Source organism: Bacillus sp. URHA0034, from assembly GCF_056280405.1.
In genome coordinates, this window is sequence record NZ_JBWCDK010000002.1 from 2654241 (window position 1) to 2676940 (window position 22700).

Below are 22700 nucleotides of genomic sequence, written 5' to 3' on the forward strand. Positions count from 1 at the left end.
TTAAGATGGCGGCAGCATGGTTAAAGCAACTCGGCCCTTTTTCATATCAACAGAGTCCACCCATACCGTAACAACATCACCTACTGAAACAATGTCCAAAGGATGTTTTACAAACCGATTGCTGAGCTTAGAAATATGAACAAGCCCATCCTGTTTAACACCGATATCAACAAAAGCACCAAAGTCGACAACATTACGAACTGTCCCTTGAAGCTCCATTCCCGCTTTCAGGTCTTCTAGTTTTAAGACATCCTTTTTCAGAAGCGGACGGGGTAAATCATCACGTGGATCTCGTTCTGGTCTTACTAAGGCATCAATAATATCCTTTAGGGTTAACTCACCTACGGATAGTTCTTCAGAAACCGCCTTTAAATCAAGACCATTTAGTGCGGTTTTTAACTTTTCTGAACCTAAGTCCTTTGCTGTCAAACCTAAACTAGTTAACAGCTTTTTAACTTCATCATAGTTTTCAGGATGAATTCCAGTCCGATCAAGTGGTTGTTTACCATCTAGCACACGCAAGAAACCAATGGCCTGCTCATAGGTTTTTGCCCCTAATCGCGGTACCTTCTTTAATTGCACTCTACTAGTAAACTTACCTTCTTCATCGCGCTTTTTGACAATATTATTGGCAGCGGTTTTGTTTAACCCCGCCACATATTGAAGTAATGAAGAAGAAGCCGTATTCACATTTACCCCAACCCGGTTAACTGCCGTCTCTACCACAAAATGCAGGGATTCGGATAGACGTTTCTGGGAAACATCATGCTGGTACTGGCCAACCCCAACTGATTTTGGATCTATTTTTACCAACTCTGCTAAAGGGTCCTGCAGGCGGCGGGCAATCGAAACAGCACTTCTTTCTTCAACTTGGAAATGTGGAAACTCTTCTCTAGCAAGGTCAGAGGCTGAATAAACACTGGCACCTGCCTCGTTGACGATTAGATAAAATATTTCTTCATCCATCTCTTTTAAGATATCAGCGACAAACTGTTCTGTCTCCCTCGAAGCAGTTCCGTTGCCAATAGCCGCCATCTCCACTTTATATTCACGTAGAATTTTAATGAATTTTTCACGTGCCTCTTTTGTTTTTGAAACAGGGGGATGCGGATAAATGACATCAATTTTCAAGACCTTCCCTGTTTCATCGACTACCGCTAATTTACATCCTGTCCGATAGGCTGGATCTACACCGATGACCACTTTGCCTTTTAGAGGTGGCTGCAGCAGTAAGTTACGGAGATTTTCCGAAAATATATGTATGGCTTGCTCTTCCGCCTTTTCCGTTAACTCAGCGCGGATCTCACGTTCGATTGAAGGCTGAATCAACCGTTTATATCCATCTTCCAACGCTTCCTGCACAAGCGGAGCAGCTGGCGAATACTGAACACCGACCCATTTTCTTGATAGATAGGTCATGATCAGTTCAGCATTCATCTTAATCGAAACACGTAAGATGTCTTCTTTTTCACCGCGATTTAAGGCCAGAATCCGGTGTGGAACAATCTTATTGACAGGTTCCTCATACTCATAATACATTTCATAGACATTTTTTTCGTCTTTTTCTGCATCTTTCACAATTGAACCGACTGTACCAGATTTAAATGTTTCTTTACGAATCCATTTACGCCCTTCGGCATCATCAGAAACCATTTCCGCAATAATATCCTTCGCACCTGCAATGGCCTCTTCAATCGTAACAACTTGTTTTTCGTCAGATAGAAACTCTTTTGCCTTTTGCTCGATATCTTCTTTTGGAAAAGTCATCAACCACACTGCAAATGGTTCTAATCCTTTTTCTTTAGCTACTGTTGCTTTCGTTCTTCGTTTTTGTTTATAAGGCCGATATAGATCTTCTACCTCCTGGAGCTTCTCTGCCTTTGTGATGGCTTTGCTTAATTCATCGGTTAATTTTCCTTGTTCCTCGATAATTCGCAAAACTTCTTCTTTTCGTTGCTCAAGGTTTTGAATGTACTGCCAGCGTTCTAAGATTGCCCTGATTTGCACCTCATCAAGGGCGCCGGTCATTTCTTTTCTATAACGGGCAATAAAAGGAACGGTGTTTCCTTCATTAAGCAATGAAATAACACTTTTTACTTGTTTATTGGAGATAGTTAGCTCAGCGGCAATTTTCCCCAAGAGTTGATCATCTTTTACAACTGTATCGTTCACAAAACAATCCTCCATCCTTTTTTCATTCCATTGTATCATTTTAAGATACTCGTTTCATTAATCGGAAAAGCAAAAGCGCCCATTTAGCGAAGTCATTAGTCGCTGGGCGCTATAGCTGGACCTTTTTTAAAAGTGTTGCAGCCAAAAAGAAAAGCAAGCTACGATAGGGTAGCTTGCTGGAATGGCAGAAAAATCGAGAGGCAGATTATGTATGAAAAAACGCTCTTTTAAAAGAGCGTATTTAAAACTAAAATTCGATGAGACCTAAACTTACCTGTAGGGCTTCATCCACTTTCTCCATCATTTCGTCATCGAGATGGGTGATTTTATCGGTTAACCGCTGCTTATCAATTGTACGAATTTGCTCTAGCAGAATGACCGAGTCACGTTCAAATCCGTAGCGCTTCGCATCAATTTCGACATGAGTAGGAAGCTTTGCTTTTTGAATTTGAGCTGTAATCGCTGCAACAATCACTGTGGGACTAAACCGATTCCCGATGTCGTTTTGGATGACAAGTACTGGTCGGACGCCGCCTTGTTCAGAACCAACAACTGGGGATAGGTCCGCAAAATAAACGTCACCACGCTTGACAATCAAAGGATTATCCTCCGCTTACAAGACGTTCAACTGTGTGTTCTGCCTCATATTCTGCTAAAAATGCTTCTGATGCAATTCTAAGATTGATCTTAGCCATTTCCATGTATCCGCGTCTCATCGACTCGCGAATTTGTCTCTTTTTCCGTTCGCGTAAATACATTTTGGTTGCTTGGTAAATAAACTCACTGCGGTTCACATTTTCTTGCTTAACGAAACCATCTAACTCAGTTAAAAGATGTTGCGGTAACTTTACTAAGATTTCCGTAGTTGCGCCAGTTTCAGACACAAACATACACCTCCACCATCACTACACACCATTTTTATCTAACCAGAATTTCATTCTGATGCTTAAATTTAACCGCACTTCTGTCTGGCCCTTCAAGGGTTTCCATCAGCGAGTTTTAAATTTAATATCTGTACCATATTTTATAATAACACTAATCAAGCCCAATTCATAGACTAAATATAATTCTACTGTATTATAAGCCAATCAAAGATGCTTTTATGCACAATTTACCGCAATATCATAAATATGTTTAAATTTCTTTATTTACGCCTGTGAATTGCCAAGGACGGCATTTTTTATATCGACAATTTTACCACCCTTTTTATAAAGACGGGGAACTCGGTTGCTAATGATACACGGGACCTCATAATTTATGGTCTCAAGCCTCGCTGCAATTTCATTGATTGAAATGAATTCCTTTCCCTGCCGGCCAATTAGCGTGACAGCTGTACCAACAGGCAAATTAGCAGGAAGACGTACCATACACTGATCCATACAAATTCTCCCGACAATTGGCGAACGCTTTCCGTCGACTAATACTTCTTGCCGTTGGAGCCTGCGAATCCATCCATCGGCATAACCAATTGGGATTGTGCCAATCCACTCATCTTCGTCACTTTCATAAGTCGCCCCATAGCTGATCTTATCCCCTTTTTTCATCTGCTTTACATGGACAAGCCGTGTTTGCAGTGAAAAAGCCTCCTTCAATGGGAACGGGATTTCCTTTTCCATTTCAAGAGATGGTGTAAGACCATACATCGTGATACCAAGCCGGACGGCATTAAAGTAGGCATTAGGAAATCTGATAGCTGCTGCACTATTACTGGTATGAATATACTTTGGCCGTTTCGTTAACCCCTTTAGTAATTCCTCAAACAGCGCTAATTGCTGCTGAAAGTAACGAGTATCCAGTTCATCTGCTGTGGCAAAATGAGTGAATATTCCTTCAAAACGAAATTGTTCATTCCTTAAAATTAATTGCTCAACGCTTGATAATTCTTCACGGCTTCTTACTCCAATTCTGCCCATTCCCGTATCCACTTTAATGTGCAAGGAAACTCTTTCGCCAACAGCCAAATGTTTTTGCGCTTGCTGCAGCCATTCTTTCTGAAAAACAGTAAGAGAAATATCATATTTGGCTGCCACTTGGACATCTTCAGGCCGAGATGCGCCTAATACTAAAATTGGGGCAAGAATTCCTTTATGCCTTAACGCCACTGCTTCATCCATAAAAGCTACCGCAAGAAGGCTTGCCCCCGCTGAAAGGGCTGTTTTCGCCACTTGAACGTCACCATGGCCATAGGCATTCGCCTTAACCACCGCCATAATTTCCACTTTTTCTGGTAAGTGTTTTCTTACAGAGGAGACATTCTCAGTGATACAATCCAAGTCAACTTCAGCCCATGTATCTCGATAAAAATAAGCTTGCTCTTCCATTTTTCCACTTCCTAATTTAATTCCATTTTTTATTTTACCACAAAATTGGATGTTAATAATTTATTTCGGGTTCCATGCTCTTTCACATAAAAATATCATACTACTTTTTCCGTTTACATACCAAAAAAAACAGGCACAAGGCCTGTTTTGCTAAGATATTATTTTACTGCGTCACCTTGAACTGATTTTGCGATTTCAACCATCTCATCTCTGTTCAGGTTATTGGAGGCAATCATATAATCGACACCGCCTTGTGACCACGAAAGCGAATGATCCGACAAGGCCCCAATCGTTGCGCCTAAATCAACGATATCCCCTTCCATTCGAGTCGGAGTAGTAGATACTACCTTTGCAGCCACCTTTTCTTGAACGATTGTAAAGGATTTTTTGCCGTCATAGGTGAGGACTACTCGTTTGCCATCCTCCATTTTGACTGTCTTTTCTTCAATTAACTTGGTTCCTTTTAGCTCAAATGTAGGATACTTAACAGAGAATGTTTGGTCTTTTTCTTTGCCGCTTGCCATTGCAGGTAAATTTAACTGTGCTCGTGTCATATTCTTTTTCATATCGAAATCGTCCTTGTCAAAATTCGCATTAAATTTAACCTTCGAAAACTCAACGGTTACCAGGGCATTCCGATCAGGGTCCATTACTTTGACGACAGCAGGCGATAAGTCACTTTTATTCAGCTTAATTTCCTGGAATGGAAGCATACTATTGTTTTGATAACGGGTCTTCGTTTCAAAGATATAGAAGTCCTTTGTGGAAGAGAACTTAGCTTCTCGGTCCGCCACAATATCCTTAATTAGGGATTCATACAAATAGGCTTGACTGCTATTTTGCGGCCAATCGCTTTGGAATCGGAAACTTTTATTCAAGGCTGGAGTAAGAACAAAGACTCCTTCTTTATTTCTTAGAATCATTTGACTCTGGTCTTTCTCAGCATTTTTTAAATTTACACGGTAGAATGTAGGATCCTTATGCCAGATTTCAACATTATAAACCTGCGAATCCGAGCCCATTTTCAGCGTCATTTTCGCATTCACTTTATAGCTGGTCAAATCACTCTGCTTACTCTTGAGTTCCTTTACCACATCGTCTTGTGATTTTGTTCCACAGGCAGCCAGTACGAAAATGACCATTAGCCCAGTAATAAGCAGTAAAAACTTTTTCCTCATTCCTTCAACCCCTTCTTGTCTCATTTTCATATGATTATCAAAGAAGAGAAAGGCAGGAATCAGGCTTATAACCATAGCTGACCTTGTCTCTCCTATTTCCCTATGAATATATGAGACAACCCAGGGGATTATTCTCGCAAAGAGGCAAGCTGTCTAAAAAATATAGCCCACCATATGGAGAGCCAATCACATAATTCGGACTATTCTTCTATTACGACATGAGCAACGGCATATTCTTTACTATGAGAGATGGACAAATGCGACTGAACCTCTGGTTTTCGAAAAAGTGGTTTTCCTGAGCGATCTGTCTCAATTTCAATATCCAAAAAGGATAGTTCCTTTCCGATTCCAGTACCAAATGCTTTGGAAAAAGCCTCTTTTGCCGCAAACCTTCCTGCTAAAAACTCCACTTTTCTGGCCTCAGATAAGCCTTCATATGTTTTCTTTTCGTTAACTGTTAAAATCCGGTCGACCAACTTACGTTGCCTGCTGATCAGTTCGCGAATTCTATGCAGCTCAATGATATCAATGCCAATTCCTTTAATCACGGTTTATCATCCTTCTATTTAATTTATTGCCAGCATAATAGTGTACAAGACCAAAAAACGGTTTAAGATGTATGGAAAGGAGGTTTTAACCATATTTGCCAGAACCGAAAGCTTTCGTGAATTTATTCGCTTTTTTCCGATGGTTTCTCTGATTGTAACGATTCACTTAATATTATATCTTTTAACCATTCTTCCTATCTTCCCAAACAACTGGTTCTTTGAAAATTTTTCAGGGGTCAACCTTTATATTATGGAAGGAGAAGTTTGGAGACTGATTACCCCCACGTTTATGCATAGCGGTTTTTCACATATGCTGTTTAATAGTTTCTCCTTAATCTTATTTGGACCGGCTTTGGAACGGATGCTGGGAAGCGGCAGGTTTCTATTCATTTACCTTTTCTCAGGTTTCACTGCCAATGCGGCCACCCTGCTGTTTGAGCCATTGACCTACACCCACGTTGGGTCAAGCGGGGCAATATTCGGCTTATTTGGCTATTATATTGCCATTATTATCTTCAGAAAGTCTATTGTGTCCAAGCAAAACAGTCAAATTATCTTGATACTATGTGCAGTCAGTTTAATTATGACCTTTATACAGCCAGATATAAATGTGATTGCCCATCTGTTTGGACTACTAGGAGGATTTCTTATAGGGGCAATTCCCTACTTTAATAAAAAGGATTTGTCAGAATCAATCCAAACCACCACCTCTTGGGCTAGCAGGCAAAGGAGAAATGTATCCTTTCAATCGCCCGTTAAGGTTCTAATCTGGGCAGTTATTATCATCCTGGTAATTCTAGGATTTTGGAGATAAAGGATCCTGCCCTTTTCTACACAACAGGGAGTACCCAAGCTACTCCGGTCTGCTCCCTGCTTCTTGTTCCCGTGAATACCAGCGATAGATACTTATGAGGTCAGCTTGATCTAGGTCGGACACACGACCGCCAGTATTAACTGCCCCTGACTTGACAAAGGCCTCAAGTGTTCCTAGCCCCTGCCTTCGTTGAAAATAACTAACGCTTGCCTCTAAACTTTGTATCTTATTTTTCTTCATATAAATAGTGGTCCGTTTAAAACTCCGGAATTTCAAGCTTAACTGGTCTCGGCTCACCCCCCAGCCTGCCGATTTATAGTTTAAAAATGCTCTAATCGTTGCAAGCACGAGTAAGACTAAAGAAAGCAATCCCCAAATCTTTAAGAAAATCAACGAAAGTAACACTATCGGGATGACCATGTACCAGCTGCGAAAAATATACCTCCACATTGCCCGTCTTGGTAATGGCTTAAAAACTTCCATCATTTCATATTCCGGTAAATAGGGACCGATAATAGCTGGAATGTCCTTTACTTTTACGATGGGCAAGAGCATTACATATGCGCCCTCTATATTGGCGGAGGATCCTCCTGCACTTTCCAAGTATACGGTTCCAAGTCCAAGCATTTGTCTAATCAGATTTTCCCTGATTCGGACTGCTTGAATTCTATTCAGCGGAATCGTCATTTGCTTTTTTTCCAGTAGGCCTTGTGAAATAACGAAATCCGTTTCTGTCTGAACAACCGTGAAACCTGCATATTTAAGCATCGTGATCATGAACGAAATAATCCATAAGAGGACAAATCCTAAAAACACAATGAACGTTATGAGCATTATATTATGAACAGCCCATGTCTCTACCCCGCCAAATACGTTTTTATAAGGGATTAAATCATCAAGCTGCGAAAAAATCGCCAAAACAGCTGAAATCACTACCCCCATTCCGCCTGAGGTCAAGGAAAGCAAGAGTAACTTCTGTGTACTGAGTTTAAACATCGGCTTTATTTCTGCTGTCGTTTTAAGAGCATCCTTTTTAGCCGCATTGACATATGCTTGAATCTGCGCTGCTTCCCCTTTTGGTATTGCCGATAGCACCGCTTCTGCCTCATCACCTCTGCCCGCTGTCTCAATCTCCACCTTAGCAAGTCCAAATAATTGCTGCAGCAGCCCTTCTGTTATGTTAATACTCTGAATCCGTTCGAACGGAATGTATCGTTTCTTACGAAGGAATACACCATATTCAATCCGCAGCTCATCATCCTCAAATCGATAGGTATACCGAAGCCAGGACATGATTCCCGTAATGAGGGTAATAAGAACCGCTATCAAGGATAGAATTAGCGAGAGGAGCAATGATGTTTTACTATCCCGTCCCCCAGAGATATTGAGAACAATCATGGGAAGGATGAGATTTCTAATTCTTTTTCCAGTCGTGACAATGCTTGAAACCGGGTGAAGTCGTTTTGGTTCAGACATCTTCATCTGCCACCCTTGCTAATTTTGAAATAAATCTTCGCAGTTTTTCAGCCTCATCCTCTTCTAATGCAGGAATTTGATGGGCCGTCGCTGCTGTATGTATCAGGACAGAGGCTAATTTGTACTTCCTTAAAAGCGGCCCTTGGACCGTATCGACATGCTGTACACGAACCATCGGAACCAGCGTCCGAGTCTTGATAAATATCCCTTCCTCTAGTTCAAGTTCTTCTTCACGTACCTCATATCTCCAGCTCTTCCATCTAAAGAGTGGAGAAATAACTATATGATAGAGAGGAAAAATCACTCCCAGGGATATTAATATCATGAAAATCCAAAAAGGGGCATCAAAAACATCTAATAATAATAGAATGACTGCGGTTATCGACCAGCCAATCACTGACCTGATAAAACCCGATATTCTCCATACCGTTAACGCCTTCCTTGAAATTTTATTTTGCGGTTTCGCTAACAAATCTTAGCCACCTCCCTAGACATTAGGAAAAAGATTTCTCTACCTACAATATATCCCATCTAAATACACAACAAAATATCCACAAATAATCTTTTAATTTATATTTATTTATGATAATGTATAAAAATAAAAAGTATTAACTGCAACATTTTTATGAAGTGAAGGATTTCCTTCTTTTAGAAAGGTGGATAAGATGGAACCACTTCCTTTTAAACAATTGGTTAAGAATCGATTTAACAATTTATCAGCAGGTCAAAAGAAGGTAGCCAATTACCTGATCGAAAATTTAGATATGGCTGTCTTTAAAACGGCTTTTCAAATCGGTCAGCAAGCATTGGTTAGTGAAACTACCGTCATTCGTCTTTCATACGCATTAGGATTTCAAGGGTTTAGCCAAATGCAGGAACACATTCAGCAGCAGCTGCTAGTGCAGAACCAAACCGCAGCTGCTGTCGACACCTATCAATCTACCGATAATCATGTTTTTACTAAAGTGATAGAAAACCAGGTTGATATATTAAGGAACCTGCTAGATTCAGCAAACATTCAGGAGATTTGGAAAGCTGTCGAGGCGTTAACCAAGGCAGATCAAATCTTAATAGCAGGTCATCGCATTTCTCATGCGGCCGCCTATTGGTTTTCATATATGTTAAGTACCATTCGGGATCAAGTGAATTTATGTTCAACATCAGGTGGCTTTTTCGAAAAGTTTTGCAATTTGACTGAAGACTCCGTCGTCGTCGTGTTTTCATTTCCTCGTTATTCAAATGAAACGATAAAAAATTGCTGAGTGTGCAGCTGCGCATGGAATTACTCTGATTTCCATAACAGATCGGCTTCTATCTCCTGCAGGAAGGCTATCCGATATCGTCTTAACTACTGAGGAAAATGCGGAAACCGGTACAAACTCAATCGCTTCCGTTATTAGTTTATTAGATTTAGTGATTGAGGGAATCCAGCAGAAAGATAAGACACGTATACTGGCATACCAGCAAAAACTAGAACAGCTTTATACAACATTCGATGTATTTAATGAATAAGTAAAGAAGTTTAAGGGGTGGAAAGATTTGAATCCGCTAGACTTTATTGAGCAGCATAAAGAAGATTTACTAACAACCTACCAAGAGCTACATTGCCTTGCGGAGCCGAGCTGGAAAGAAGAGAAAACCTCTGGTTACATTGCAAAAAAACTGCAGACTGCCGGCTTTCATGTAAAAAAATATTCGGATCATTACGGTTTAATTGCCGAAATACCTGGCACATCCGATCAGGTCGTGGCACTGCGGGCCGATATGGATGCACTAGTTCAAGAAGTGAATGGTGTAGTAAGACCTAATCATTCTTGCGGTCATGACGCACACAGCACAATGGTCCTCTATTCGGCACTGGGACTGGCTGCGAGTGGCCTTAATCCAAAACATACCATAAGGTTTATTTTTCAGCCTGCCGAAGAAAAAGGTAAAGGTGCGCTAAAAATGATGGCGGATGGCGCATTAGAGAGGGTCAGTTTGTTATTCGGCACCCATTTACGGCCGGTTAGTGAGCTCCCTTATCTGCAGGCCTCTCCAGTAATCATTCATGGCTCAGCCGGAACAATCCGGGGAACCATAAAAGGACGGCAGGCCCATGCAGCGCGGCCAAACGAAGGAATCAATGTGATTGAGACTGCTGCACTTTTGGTACAAAACCTGACAGAAATCAACTTACGAACGGAGGTTTCGTACTCTGTTAAAATGACACAGCTGACGACGGAAAGTGATGCAACAAACGTAATCCCTGAGACAGCACATTTTGCTCTCGATATAAGAGCACAAACCAACGACGTTATGTCCGAACTAGAGCAGATGACGAACCAAGCAATTGAATTAGCCGCTGAACGGACAGGAGCGGTCATTACAGCGGCAATGGAAGAATTTGTTCCGGCCGCAGTGATAAACGAAAAAGCCATGAAATTGACAGAAAAAGCCATAGGCGAGATTCTCGGCGAAGAAATGGTCGCTCCGGTTTGTATCTCCCAGGGAGCTGAGGACTTTCATTTTTACACAGCTAAAAATCCCGGTCTTGCGGCTACGATGATTGGTTTAGGCTGCGGGTTAACACCTGGGTTGCACCATCCCGAGATGAGATTTAATTTAGATGCACTCATATACGGAACAAAGATCTTAACACAAACCTTGTTAACGGCTTTACAAGAAACTTAAAAAAATATTAGGAGAGGTCTAACTTGGAAAATACTGCAAGTAAAATAGATACAACTATTGAACAAAACAAACCACAAGAACCATTAGAAAGAAAGTTAAAAACCAGACACTTATCCATGATTGCCATTGGCGGAACGATTGGGACAGGGTTATTTTTAGCAAGTGGGGCAACCATTGCTGATGCCGGTCCTGGCGGAGCGCTTACTGCCTATTTAATTGCTGGAATTATGGTTTATTTTATTATGACAAGCCTAGGAGAAATGTCGGCATTTATTCCCATTACAGGCTCGTTTAGTACGTATTCGGACCGATTTGTCGATCCTGCATTAGGATTTGCCGTTGGCTGGAATTACTGGTATAACAATGCGATTATTGTAGCCTTGGAATTATCAGCTTCCTCGTTGATTATGAAATATTGGTTTCCAGATGTACCTGGTTTCGTTTGGAGTGCCATCTTCCTTGTATTGATATTTGGTTTAAACATTTTATCTGTAAAAGGGTATGGTGAATCTGAATTCTGGTTTGCCATCATCAAAGTGGCTACGATTATTATATTTATCGTGTTAGGGTTATTAATGGTTTTTGGAATCATGAAAGGTCATACTGGCGGATTTGATAACTTTACGAAAGGCGAAGCTCCTTTTAAAGGCGGATTCCTCTCCATTTTAAGTGTGTTTATGATTGTAGGATTCTCGTTCCAAGGAACAGAGCTTGTCGGGGTTGCTGCCGGTGAAAGTGAAAATCCTGAAAAGAACATGCCAAAAGCGATTAAACAGATCTTCTGGAGAATTCTGTTATTCTACGTTTTAGCGATTTTTGTAATCGGCTGTTTAGTCAGCTATAAAGATCCATTATTATTAAGCACAGATGTGAAAGATGTTGCAGTAAGTCCATTTACACTTGTATTTAAAAATGCCGGCCTTGCCTTTGCTGCTGCCCTAATGAATACTGTTATCCTTACAGCTGTCCTATCTGCTGGTAACTCTGCCCTTTATGCTGCCTCCCGTGTGTTATGGGTGCTTGCGAAGGAAGGAAAAGCTCCTGCCTTCTTAAAAAGGGTAAGCAAGAAAGGTCTTCCGACTAATGCTTTGTTAGTCTCAACCGTGATTGGTATGCTTTGCTTCTTAACCTCCCTGTTCGGTGATGGAACGGTATATGGCTGGTTATTAAATGCTTCTGGCTTAGCAGGCTTTTTATCATGGTTAGGAATCTCCATTTCGCATTACCGTTTCCGTAAGGCATATGTTGCCCAAGGAAGAAGTTTATCTGACTTACCATACGTGGCGAAATGGTTCCCACTCGGACCAATCTTAGCTACTGTATTGTGTTTAGTAGCCGTCTTCGGACAAAACTACGGTGCCTTCTTTGGTCCAAAAATCGATTGGTACGGGGCATTAGTTTCTTATATTGGCCTGCCTCTTTTCTTACTAGCTTATTTTGGCTACAAGGTAGTGAAAAAGACCAAATTGGTACCATTACAAGAGGCTGATTTCAGCCGCGAATAGTTTTATTGGAGGGAAATAACTTTGACTAAAGAAGAGATCAAAATTCGCTCCCTATCTAAAACGCAAGAGTTAGAAGATGTACGCAGACTTGAAAGTAAAATTTGGGGTGAGTCTGACTCCATCCCCACACACCAAACCATTACCGCCGTCAAAAACGGCGGTTTAGTGCTTGGCGCCTATAGTGGTGGTGAGCTTATTGGATTTCAATACAGCTTCCCTGGGTTTAACGGCCAGTCTGTCTATCTTTGCTCTCATATATTAGGGACAGATGAACAGTTTCGTAATAAAGGGATTGGTGAAAAACTAAAGCTTGCTCAGCGCGATGAGGCGTTAAAGCTTGGCTATTCCCTTATCACCTGGACGTATGATCCACTTGAAAGCATTAATGGATACTTAAATATCGGCAAGCTTGGCGGTATTGTCTCCACTTATCTTCCCAACTGCTATGGCGAGATGGAGGATTTGTTAAATAGCGGGCTCCCATCAGACCGTTTTCTTGTAGAGTGGCATATCCGTGCTGACAATGCTGCTGATACTTGCGGGGACTCATTCGAACAAGACTTTGTTTTAGAAAATTCGCTTCTGCAGTGGAATATAAATAAATGCGGTCAGCCAGTTATATTGCCTTTTACGCTTAAAGGACTACAAAGCGATCACATTCATTTTGTGCCTGTTCCGAAAAACTATCGGACAATTCGTGAGACAGACATAGCGCTGGCTAGTGATTGGCGGATGCGAACGAGAGACGCTTTTTCTAGTCTGTTTAACCAGGGCTGGCAGGTCAGCGGTTTTAAAAAAATATGCAATCCCGAGATTCCGGTGAATTTCTATATTCTTACTAAACAGTAACTCGCAGATTTAAAGGAGACTCTTGGCATGAAGATTAAGCAAGTCATTTTAAGACATTTAAAACTTGATTTACTCTACCCTTTTACAACTAGCTTTGGAACTGAATATGACAAAGATTTTATTTTAGTGGAAGTTAAAAACGAGGATGGTCTTTCGGGCTGGGCTGAATCGGTTGCGATGCTCGATCCTCTTTATAATGAGGAAACAGTCAAAACCAATTGGCATATCCTAGAGGATTATTTGATTCCGATCGTTTTACGAAATGAAATCGACCACCCCGATGAACTGTTAGAAAAATGGTTTGCTCACCTGCGCGGCAACAATATGGCTAAAGCAGCTATTGAGGGTGCCGTTTGGGACTTGTATGCGAAAGAACAAAATATGCCGCTCGCCCAAGCTCTGGGTGGTGAACGATCCAAAATTGATGTGGGTGTCAGCATCGGGATTAAAGATTCGATTGAGGAAACGATTGAAACGATTGGCGAACGCCTCTCGGAAGGCTATAAGCGGGTAAAATTGAAAATTAGACCAGGCTGGGACGTGGCATTAATTGACCGGGTTCGTCAGGAATATCCTGATATTCCGTTAATGGCTGACGCCAATTCTGCTTATACACTCACTGATATCGACCGCTTGGCGGCATTAGATGATTATCAGTTAATGATGATCGAGCAGCCATTGGCTCACAATGATATCATTGACCACTCTGACTTGCAGGCTAGGATGAAAACACCGATTTGTTTAGATGAGAGTATTCATTCGGTTGAGGATGCCCGGAAGGCTCTAAAGCTTGGCAGCTGTAAAATTATTAATATTAAAATTGGGCGTGTTGGCGGGTTAACGGAATCACGCAAGCTTCATGATTTCTGCCAAGCTCATCATATCCCGGTATGGTGCGGCGGCATGCTTGAGTCCGGGGTAGGCCGGGCCCATAATATCGCGATTACTTCCCTGCCGAATTTCACTCTTCCCGGTGATACTGCAGCTTCTTCCCTTTATTGGGCTGAGGATATCATTGAGCCTGAGGTAACGGTTGAGAACGGAGAGATTAACATTCCTACCGGACCAGGGATCGGATATGACGTTTCTTTAGAAAAGGTAAATAAGTATACGGTTTACAGCAGGACTTATCGAGCTTAAGTTTTGTTTATGAGATGGCCCTTCGTTTGTTAGGAGGGCTATTTTTTGTTTATTGTTTAAGATATGGCCAGATAGAGCGGTTCTATCAGACAATAATCCGAGGTGGAACCACAAAAGTGTCCATTAGAACGGTCTATTGGACACTACCGGGAAACAAATCAAAAATTTGTCCATTAGCCGGATTTCTATTGGACAAAAAATTTATGAAATTAAGGGGATTGTCCAATAGTTCGCTTCTATTAGACAAAACTCCGATGTTTAACCTCAAAAGTGTGCAATAGAGATTGTCTATCGGACACTTACAAGGAAAAAATCAAAAGTTTGTCCAATAGCCGAGTTTCTATTGGACAAAAACAGAATAAATATAGCGATATTGTCCAATAGACCAGGCCTTATGAACAAAACTGAAGAAAAAATCAAAAATTTGTCCATTAGCCGGATTTCTATTGGACAAAAAATTTATGAAATTAGAAGGATTGTCCAATAGTACGATTCTATCAGACAAACTCCGATGTTTAACCTCAAGAGTGTCCAATAGAGATTGTCTATTGGAGACTTACAAAAAAAAAATCAAAAATTTGTCCAAGAGCCGAGCCTCTAATAGACAACACTCCATCATCCCCTACTCCACCACAAAATTAGTCTGATCCAGCCATTTGAAATCGCCACGCTCCTTTAAATCCTGGACCAACTGAAACAGCGCCCCATCCTTTTGCTTCGCTTCGATCATACAATGAATCTCAGGTACACTCCCCTTCACTTCATTTAAAAACGTCAAAAACATCTCAGGGTCTACATAATCAGCATGCGCTCGAAACTCTTTCTCCGACCGCGGACTCGAAATATGCATCTTAATCGGCAAGTCCGAATGATCCCAGCTTGAAACAATCCGATCCCAATCCGAGATCCACTCCTCCTCTTCATGGTTCGCAAGGTGGTGATGATAATCAAACACCATCGGAATCCCCAGTTTCTCACAAAGATACAACGTATCCTTAACCGTAAACGTAGTGTCATCATTTTCTAACATGATCATCTTTTGAATTCCTGGCTTAATGTAACCCCAATTATGGATAAACTGTTCCAGCGCCTTTTCCTTATCTTCATACCCGCCGCCCACATGGAGCACACACCGGTGTTCGGGATTGATCTCCATCCCCTTCAAGAGTGCCTCATGCATCGTTAAGGTTTTAAGTGAATTTTTTAAAATATCCTTATCAAGTGAATTAAGCACCACAAAATGATCAGGGTGGAAATCAATCCTCATTGGATGATCCTTTAAAAAATCGGCTAATTTTTTTAGAGTCCCCTTTAAAGGCTTGATATAGTTCCAATCTAGTAAATCTCCATGATTGGCAAGTGGAATCAATCGTGAACTAAATCGAAAAAACTGAATATCATTTCCCACATTATGCTTTAGAAGACGCAGACAATTTTCCAAATTAGATTCAGCGACCCTTTCTAATTTCCGAATTGCCGCCTCACGGTCTTTAATTTTTGAGAATTGGGCAAATGTCATGGTTTGGGAGGGCGATGCATGCTGCAGTTCTACACTCATCGCTACATACCCAAGTTTCACAATCATATCTTTCCACCCCCTGCTTTATCGTTATCATTATTCTCACCTAACTAACTTTTTAACTACAAATTATGGCCATGAGTATTCATATACATCGACCATGCTGAAAAAGCTTTTTTATAACCTTTGCCTATTGTGTCGTGCTTATTCCGTTATTATATTTGTTGGTGAATACCATTAAAAATATATAAAGGAAAAGTCAACTGACCACATTCCCAAAAACGCATAAAAGAGCAAGGACTTTGTCCTTGCTCTTTTTACGATTATTGATGATTGTAGCTTCTTGGCTTCGATGTCTTGCCGCCAGTTCTCTTCTCACCACTTCTTGGTTTTACCGGAGCTTTTTTTCGGTTACGATCAGAGTTGTATGAACCTCTAGAGTCGTCTCTTCTGCGACGGTCTCCACGATCAAACTGTTTTCTATCTCTTTTTTGTGGCAGCGGAGATTCCTCTGTTAATTTAACAGGAGTAGTATCCGGCTCTTTTGTCAGCATCTTTAAGACTGCAGCCACAACTGTTTGAGCATCATTGCCATCTAATAATTCTTGAGCTGCTGCTTTGTAATAATGAAGGTTGTTGGATTCAATTGTTTGAACAATTTTATCAACAACTGCACGTTGTTGACCTTCCAAAGCCTCATCAAGGGTTGGAGCCTGCATTCTTTCCATCTTCCTCTTCGTTGTTTTTTCCACAACGGCAAGGTAGGATTTCTCACGTGGTGTGATGAAAGTCATCGCAACACCAGTCTTTCCGGCACGACCTGTACGGCCGATACGGTGAACATAGCTCTCTGGATCCTGCGGAATATCAAAATTATATACATGTGTAACTCCGGAAATATCCAGACCCCTTGCTGCTACGTCTGTTGCAACAAGGACATCAACTGTTCCTTCTTTAAACTTTCGAAGGACCGACATACGCTTGGCTTGAGTTAAATCACCATGAATACCTTCTGCTGTATATCCTCTTAAAGTCAATGCTTCCGCTAATTCATCAACACGGCGCTTTGTCCGGCCAAAAACAATAGCAAGTTCAGGTGACTGAATATCAAGAAGTCTTGTTAACACATCAAATTTATTTCTTTCTTGCACTTCAATGTAATATTGTTCAATTAAAGGAACGGTCATTTCTTTCGTTTTCACACGAACAATTTGCGGATCCTTCATGAATTTCTCTGCCATTCTTTGTATTGGCCCTGGCATTGTCGCAGAGAACAATAGTGTTTGACGCTCTGCTGGTGTTGAAGCAAGAATGGATTCAATATCTTCGATGAATCCCATGTTTAACATTTCGTCTGCTTCATCAAGAATAACGGTATTGACGGTATCTAAGCGCATTGTTTTCCGATTAATGTGGTCTAAGACGCGTCCAGGGGTACCCACTATAATATGTGGAGCTTTCTTTAATGAGCGGATTTGGCGGCTAATATCCTGACCACCATAAATTGGCAGCACACGGACTCTTTTTCCTGCTCCAATTTTATATAGCTCTTCCGAAACCTGAATCGCTAATTCCCGAGTTGGCGCAATAATAATCCCTTGGATGGCATCCATTTTCACGTCAACTTTTTCCACCAATGGAATTCCAAAAGCAGCTGTTTTACCTGTTCCTGTTTGAGCCTGCCCGATCAAATCTATACCTTTTAGCCCCAACGGAATCGTTTCTGATTGGATTGGTGTAGCTTCCTCAAAGCCCATTTTGAGTACAGCTTTTAAAGTGGCCTGACTTATGCCTAATTCTTCAAACTTTGTCAATGTTTTCATTCTCCTTCATCTATATAAAAAATAGTTGGTATATAAGTGCTGAATATACAAACATACGCATCAAAATGCGGTAATTTCCACTTCTTTATTTTACCAAAAAAAGACATTCTCCAAAAGAGTATGCCTTCAATCATCGTCCTTTAGACACGTTGATGAATATCATACCACTGTTACTAGTATTTTGCAATAAAGACACGTTTTAAACTCGTCATGAACCTTAAGTTGTTTCCTCCATTAAAAAATCCAGCACTTGAGAAAACAGGGTTTCCCGTTCCTCACAGTGGCAAATGAGATGCTTGGAATGCTTGAAAAGGGCGAGTTTTTTCTGTTTGGCACTTATCGTATGGAATAAATATTCAGCGCTTTTAGGCGGCACAATCCCGTCACACTCCCCTTGTGCGATAAAGGTTGGCACTTTTACCTGATGCAGTAGAGGTTTAATAAAAGAAACAAGCCTGCGGAATTGTAAGGTCGCCGCAAAGGGTGTTTCTGTTATTTTTCGTTTGTAACGGAGAAATAATTCATTTTCTTGTAAATTTCCACGCAGGGAATCTTTCATGATTTCTGTGATGTCAACTGCTAATTGCTTGAGGTTAACATAGTAAGCAGCTGCACTCAAAAGAATAAGCCTGTCCACAGGGTATTGGGCGGCGAGATAACTGGCGATCATCCCTCCCATTGAAAAACCGACCACATATACCGTGTCACAGGTATCAATCAGTTTGGTCAATTCGGCTTCAGCGTGATTAATCCACTCCTGATACTGCACCCCCTTTAGGGAGCCGGGAACACCATGCCCCGGCAGTGTAGGAACACTAATCTTCCAATCAGTTCGTTCTTTTATAAACTCTGCCAGGGGCTCGACTTCATAAGGGGCACCCGTAAAGCCATGAATCAGTAAGCAGCCAATCATATTCTCACCTGCCAATCCCTTTACTTCTTTTGTAAAGCTTGAACAATCTCCTCTAATCTCATCCCGCGAGAAGCTTTAACAAGCACAAGTGTGGTTTCATCTACATACGTCTTTAACTTTTCAATCAGTTTTGACTTATCTTTAAAGGCAAATACCTGATTCTCGCCTAAAGCTTGATAAGCTCCTTTGGCAATATGTCCGCCTAACTCACCATAGGTAAACAGATAATCAATTTTTTCCGAATTCAGTCCTGAGCCGATTTGCAAATGGTACTGTTCTTCCTGCGGCCCCAGCTCGAGCATATCTCCGAGCACAAGGATTTTTCGTTGATAGCCTTGAAGATTTGAAACCAGTTCAATGGCTGCCATCATCGATGTCGGGCTGGCATTATAAGCATCGTTGATAATCTTTTCGCCTTGTTTTCCTTCAACTAGCTCCATTCGCATATTTGTAAGCTTAATATTAGCCAATCCTGGATTCATTTTTTCAAATGGAATCGAAAAATAACGGGCAATCAGCATCGCGGCTAGTGCATTTAAAATATTATGCGTGCCGAGAACCGGCAGTTCAAAGATCGTCTCTGATGTATTAATTTTAAAGGAGTTGCCTTGCTCAATTTGGGTTATATCCTTGGGATAAATATCATTCGTTACATTTCTTCCAAAGGTTTGGATATTGATATTCCCTTTATATTGGTAGATTCGCTCCATTAATAGCGGCTCATCACCGTGAAGCACTGCAAGTCCACCATCACGCAGCCCTTGAAGAATTTCAAGTTTCGCTTCGGCTATGCCTTCTCTTGAACCGAGGTCAAGTAAGTGAGATTCTCCAATGTTGGTAATCACAACGGCATCCGGGCAGGCAAGTTTGGTCAGGAAAGCAATTTCCCCTCGGCCGCTCATGCCCATCTCCAATACCGCAATTTCAGTTTCTTCACTTAACCCTAAAACCGTTAATGGAAGTCCAAGATGGTTGTTGTAGTTCCCCTCAGTCTTTTGAACCTTATACTGGGTGGATAATAAACTTGCTGTCATATCCTTTGTCGTGGTTTTACCATTACTGCCCGTAATCCCCACTACTTTAACTGATAATTCCTGCCGGTATTTTCGCGCCATCTCCTGCAGAGCAACAAGGCAGTCGTCAACAAGTAAGATTGGCAGCCCTTGCGGCGGATTTGGTACATCCTTTTGCCACAGAGCAGCTGCAGCTCCTCTTTTAATTGCCTCTTCTACATACTTGTGACCGTCGGCATGTTCGCCTTTAAAGGGTACAAATAAATTTCCTGCTTGAACTTTTCGCGTGTCGATGGTAACCCCCTCAATGATAACATCAGCGAACGGGGTAATATCATTTATGGCGGAGGCCATGGCTGAAATCTGTTTCAAAGAACGTTTGATCAATTGGAACCCTCCTTTTTCTATTTGCTTTTCCTAAATAGAAACGGACACGGCATGGGAGCCGTGTCGCAATTATTTTAATTTAAAACGTATACTTAATCTGCTGTTTCTCCGCATGTCGTTCTTGCGCTAGTTGAACAAGTCGTTCAATCAACTGCGGATATTCTAAGCCTGTATGCTTCCATAAAAGCGGGAACATACTGAAAGGGGTGAAGCCCGGCATCGTATTGACCTCATTAATCAATGCTTCGCCATCCCTTGTTAAGAAGAAATCAGCACGAACAAGTCCGGAACAGTCCAGTGCCTTAAACGCACGAACAGCCATCTCCTTCATTTGCGCATACTCTTCTTTGGTCACATCAGCAGGGATAATTAACGCTGTTTCCCCATCTTCATACTTCGCTTTGTAATCATAAAAATCCTTCTTCGGAACTATTTCACCTGCTACAGAGCATTCCGGCTCATCATTGCCAAGAACCGCAATTTCAACCTCACGGGCGGTGACTCCTTGTTCAATAATGACTTTCCGGTCAAATTGGAATGCCTCACCAAATGCAGTATCTAATTCAGCCCGATTGGTACATTTGCTGATTCCCACACTAGAGCCAAGATTTGCTGGTTTAACAAAGCATGGATAACCAAGCTGTTCCTCTACACGAGTATAGGCCTCTTCCTTTGCCTTCGCCCATTCACTTTTGATAAAAGAAACATAGTTAACCTGCGCCAGCCCTGCTTGTGCAAAAATATTTTTCATCAACACTTTATCCATACCTGCCGCTGAAGCAAGAACACCATTTCCTACATACGGCAAATTAAGAAGTTCTAATAAGCCCTGGACGGTCCCGTCTTCACCATTTGGCCCATGCAGTAATGGAAAAATAACATCAAGCGGTGCAGCGTCTTGCTGATTAGCTTGAAAAAGGGCAGGCGCCAATGATAACGGGGATAATTGGGGCGCATTGGTGAATTCAAGTGCTTGCACATTTTCAACCGGCTCGAGTAGCTGCGGCCCTTTAATCCACTGTCCTTCAACGTTTATATAAATGGGGTGAATTTCAAATTTCTCAAGGTCTAATGCTCGAATAACAGCAAGAGCTGTCTGTAAGGAAACCTTATGTTCAGCAGATTTTCCTCCATATAACAAACCTAATTTTGTTTTCATTTCTATTCCTCCAAATTCTCTCTCACATTTTATTTTAACACTTTACTAAATAAGAAAGGAAATGTCGCAGACCTGTTTTTACATGTTTTTTTCTCATGTATTATTTTATGATGCCGAGTGCTTGCTTCAATACTGACTATCAGCATTTTGTGACAATGTCTATCGCAGCCTGCTTTTCCTGTGTGATAAGTTGGAATCCCCTTTGTCCTTACGGCAGGCAAACAATTGAACCATCTCAATAGCATGGCCTGGAATCATCGGTATTTTATTTGGTCTATCTAATATGTATAATTATAAGAAAAACAGTCCTGCCGCTAGGACTGTTTTTCTATCTTATATGACATTGAGCTTCCACTCTTTTGTTCTCTTATCAAAGATTAGTTTGGCATGGTATGGCTTATTGGAGATTTGTTGATACTCCTCATACATATCATCCATATTGTCAAAATCCCCCATCACCCAAATTGGAATATCAATTCTTGTCCGCTGGTGTTCAGCGTCCCGTAAGGATATACAAATACCCTCTTTCATAAACGGCGTTAACGAGAGAAGATTTTCTTTATTGACCTGGGGATAGCTCCGTTTCTTTCTGATTCCAAGGATTGTTTTTTCAAGCTTTAGTTCTCCAAGCTTAACGGCAATCGCTTCACTTAGTAAGTGGAAAAAGTCCTTAAAGCTTCGATAATAAATTTTGTTATACCAACCATCATCATGAGCTAAATAAACAAAGCGATTGCCTAGTTTATTGTAAAAGGGCAGCTTTAAATGCTGCTTCTGATGTCCTAGGTATAATAATTCAGCTAATTCCTGACCTGAAAGTTCATTCAAACCTTCTTCTTCAGTAAAATCAATCCAGCAAAAGTTTCCGTAACCGTACACATCCTCTGCTGCTAACTTATCAATTCGGTCGTCCGGACAATATTCGAGCAGGGTATGCATATTAAAATCAGCATCATCAAAACGGTGCTTGAGTAAAAGCAGATGATTTAATGAACCTGAAAAAGCAGCAGCAAATTCGCTGAATTCGATACCGTAGGACATGACATACTGGTCAGATTGATTAAGATGTACATAGATAAGATCCCGTATGTCTTGATGATGCTTTTTCAAAGCCAAACTCCTCCGTTCAACCACATGTAATATGTTAATGGGCAGTTTCCACGAAACTTCCAATTTTCATTTATAAATCCTTCCTTATTTTATCAAATTA

At 41.2% G+C, this 22700-nt stretch carries 21 protein-coding genes; 7 read left to right on the top strand and 14 right to left on the bottom strand.

Annotated elements, in window-relative coordinates:
• The 6 genes from ACZ9EE_RS14740 to acpS form a co-directional block, all read right to left on the bottom strand.
• Positions 1 to 2187 (bottom strand): Tex family protein, encoded by a 2187-nt coding sequence (locus ACZ9EE_RS14740; RefSeq protein ID WP_476032962.1) that lies wholly within the window; start codon positions 2185 to 2187, stop codon positions 1 to 3.
• Between the two features lie 232 nt (positions 2188 to 2419).
• Positions 2420 to 2770: a type II toxin-antitoxin system endoribonuclease NdoA gene (gene ndoA / locus ACZ9EE_RS14745; protein ID WP_007083556.1), complete on the bottom strand. Its 351-nt coding sequence runs from the start codon at positions 2768 to 2770 to the stop codon at positions 2420 to 2422.
• A 4-nt stretch (positions 2771 to 2774) separates the two neighbouring features.
• Positions 2775 to 3056: a CopG family ribbon-helix-helix protein gene (locus ACZ9EE_RS14750; RefSeq protein ID WP_098531723.1), complete on the bottom strand. Its 282-nt coding sequence runs from the start codon at positions 3054 to 3056 to the stop codon at positions 2775 to 2777.
• A gap of 264 nt (positions 3057 to 3320) precedes the next feature.
• Complete coding sequence (gene alr, locus ACZ9EE_RS14755; RefSeq protein ID WP_476028172.1) at positions 3321 to 4493, bottom strand: alanine racemase; 1173 nt, start codon at positions 4491 to 4493, stop codon at positions 3321 to 3323.
• A gap of 158 nt (positions 4494 to 4651) precedes the next feature.
• A complete protein-coding gene (locus ACZ9EE_RS14760) occupies positions 4652 to 5671 on the bottom strand; it encodes a LolA family protein (protein WP_476028174.1) in 1020 nt (339 codons plus the stop codon).
• Between the two features lie 200 nt (positions 5672 to 5871).
• Complete coding sequence (gene acpS, locus ACZ9EE_RS14765) at positions 5872 to 6219, bottom strand: holo-ACP synthase (protein ID WP_476028176.1); 348 nt, start codon at positions 6217 to 6219, stop codon at positions 5872 to 5874.
• A gap of 67 nt (positions 6220 to 6286) precedes the next feature.
• Here acpS and ACZ9EE_RS14770 point away from each other — a divergent pair, with 67 nt between their 5' ends.
• Positions 6287 to 7033, top strand: coding sequence for a rhomboid family intramembrane serine protease (locus ACZ9EE_RS14770; protein ID WP_476028178.1), 747 nt, complete (start codon positions 6287 to 6289; stop codon positions 7031 to 7033).
• A gap of 39 nt (positions 7034 to 7072) precedes the next feature.
• Here the strand turns inward: ACZ9EE_RS14770 and ACZ9EE_RS14775 are convergent, their stop codons facing one another.
• Positions 7073 to 8509, bottom strand: a complete 1437-nt coding sequence (locus ACZ9EE_RS14775) for a PH domain-containing protein (RefSeq protein ID WP_476028180.1) — start codon at positions 8507 to 8509, stop codon at positions 7073 to 7075.
• A complete protein-coding gene (locus ACZ9EE_RS14780) occupies positions 8502 to 8981 on the bottom strand; it encodes a PH domain-containing protein (protein WP_476028182.1) in 480 nt (159 codons plus the stop codon). The genes ACZ9EE_RS14775 and ACZ9EE_RS14780 overlap by 8 nt, the downstream gene beginning before the upstream one ends.
• 193 nt (positions 8982 to 9174) lie before the next feature.
• On the opposite strand from ACZ9EE_RS14780, the gene ACZ9EE_RS14785 reads away from it, so the two are divergent.
• From ACZ9EE_RS14785 to menC, 6 genes are read left to right on the top strand one after another with little or no spacing between them, the layout of a single operon-like run.
• Positions 9175 to 9771, top strand: coding sequence for a MurR/RpiR family transcriptional regulator (locus ACZ9EE_RS14785; protein ID WP_476032963.1), 597 nt, complete (start codon positions 9175 to 9177; stop codon positions 9769 to 9771).
• A 34-nt stretch (positions 9772 to 9805) separates the two neighbouring features.
• A complete protein-coding gene (locus ACZ9EE_RS14790; protein ID WP_476032964.1) occupies positions 9806 to 10021 on the top strand; it encodes a hypothetical protein in 216 nt (71 codons plus the stop codon).
• A gap of 27 nt (positions 10022 to 10048) precedes the next feature.
• Positions 10049 to 11182, top strand: coding sequence for an amidohydrolase (locus ACZ9EE_RS14795; protein WP_476028183.1), 1134 nt, complete (start codon positions 10049 to 10051; stop codon positions 11180 to 11182).
• Between the two features lie 23 nt (positions 11183 to 11205).
• Complete coding sequence (locus ACZ9EE_RS14800; RefSeq protein WP_476028185.1) at positions 11206 to 12687, top strand: amino acid permease; 1482 nt, start codon at positions 11206 to 11208, stop codon at positions 12685 to 12687.
• A 21-nt stretch (positions 12688 to 12708) separates the two neighbouring features.
• Positions 12709 to 13536, top strand: a complete 828-nt coding sequence (locus ACZ9EE_RS14805) for a GNAT family N-acetyltransferase (protein ID WP_476028187.1) — start codon at positions 12709 to 12711, stop codon at positions 13534 to 13536.
• Between the two features lie 27 nt (positions 13537 to 13563).
• A complete protein-coding gene (gene menC / locus ACZ9EE_RS14810) occupies positions 13564 to 14676 on the top strand; it encodes an o-succinylbenzoate synthase (RefSeq protein WP_476028189.1) in 1113 nt (370 codons plus the stop codon).
• A 622-nt stretch (positions 14677 to 15298) separates the two neighbouring features.
• Here menC and uvsE read toward each other — a convergent pair.
• From uvsE to ACZ9EE_RS14840, 6 genes are all read right to left on the bottom strand, one after another.
• Positions 15299 to 16261, bottom strand: coding sequence for a UV DNA damage repair endonuclease UvsE (uvsE, locus tag ACZ9EE_RS14815; RefSeq protein ID WP_476028191.1), 963 nt, complete (start codon positions 16259 to 16261; stop codon positions 15299 to 15301).
• A 257-nt stretch (positions 16262 to 16518) separates the two neighbouring features.
• Positions 16519 to 18018 (bottom strand): degradosome RNA helicase CshA, encoded by a 1500-nt coding sequence (gene cshA, locus ACZ9EE_RS14820; RefSeq protein ID WP_476028193.1) that lies wholly within the window; start codon positions 18016 to 18018, stop codon positions 16519 to 16521.
• 217 nt (positions 18019 to 18235) lie between these two features.
• A complete protein-coding gene (locus ACZ9EE_RS14825) occupies positions 18236 to 18931 on the bottom strand; it encodes an alpha/beta hydrolase (RefSeq protein WP_476032965.1) in 696 nt (231 codons plus the stop codon).
• A gap of 20 nt (positions 18932 to 18951) precedes the next feature.
• Positions 18952 to 20331: a UDP-N-acetylmuramoyl-tripeptide--D-alanyl-D-alanine ligase gene (locus ACZ9EE_RS14830; RefSeq protein WP_476028195.1), complete on the bottom strand. Its 1380-nt coding sequence runs from the start codon at positions 20329 to 20331 to the stop codon at positions 18952 to 18954.
• 79 nt (positions 20332 to 20410) lie between these two features.
• Positions 20411 to 21490 carry a D-alanine--D-alanine ligase gene (locus tag ACZ9EE_RS14835; protein WP_476028197.1) on the bottom strand — a complete coding sequence of 360 codons (1080 nt, stop codon included), beginning with the start codon at positions 21488 to 21490 and terminating at the stop codon, positions 20411 to 20413.
• Positions 21491 to 21823: 333 nt separating this feature from the next.
• Positions 21824 to 22600: a hypothetical protein gene (locus ACZ9EE_RS14840; RefSeq protein ID WP_476028199.1), complete on the bottom strand. Its 777-nt coding sequence runs from the start codon at positions 22598 to 22600 to the stop codon at positions 21824 to 21826.
• Positions 22601 to 22700: the final 100 nt, after the last annotated feature.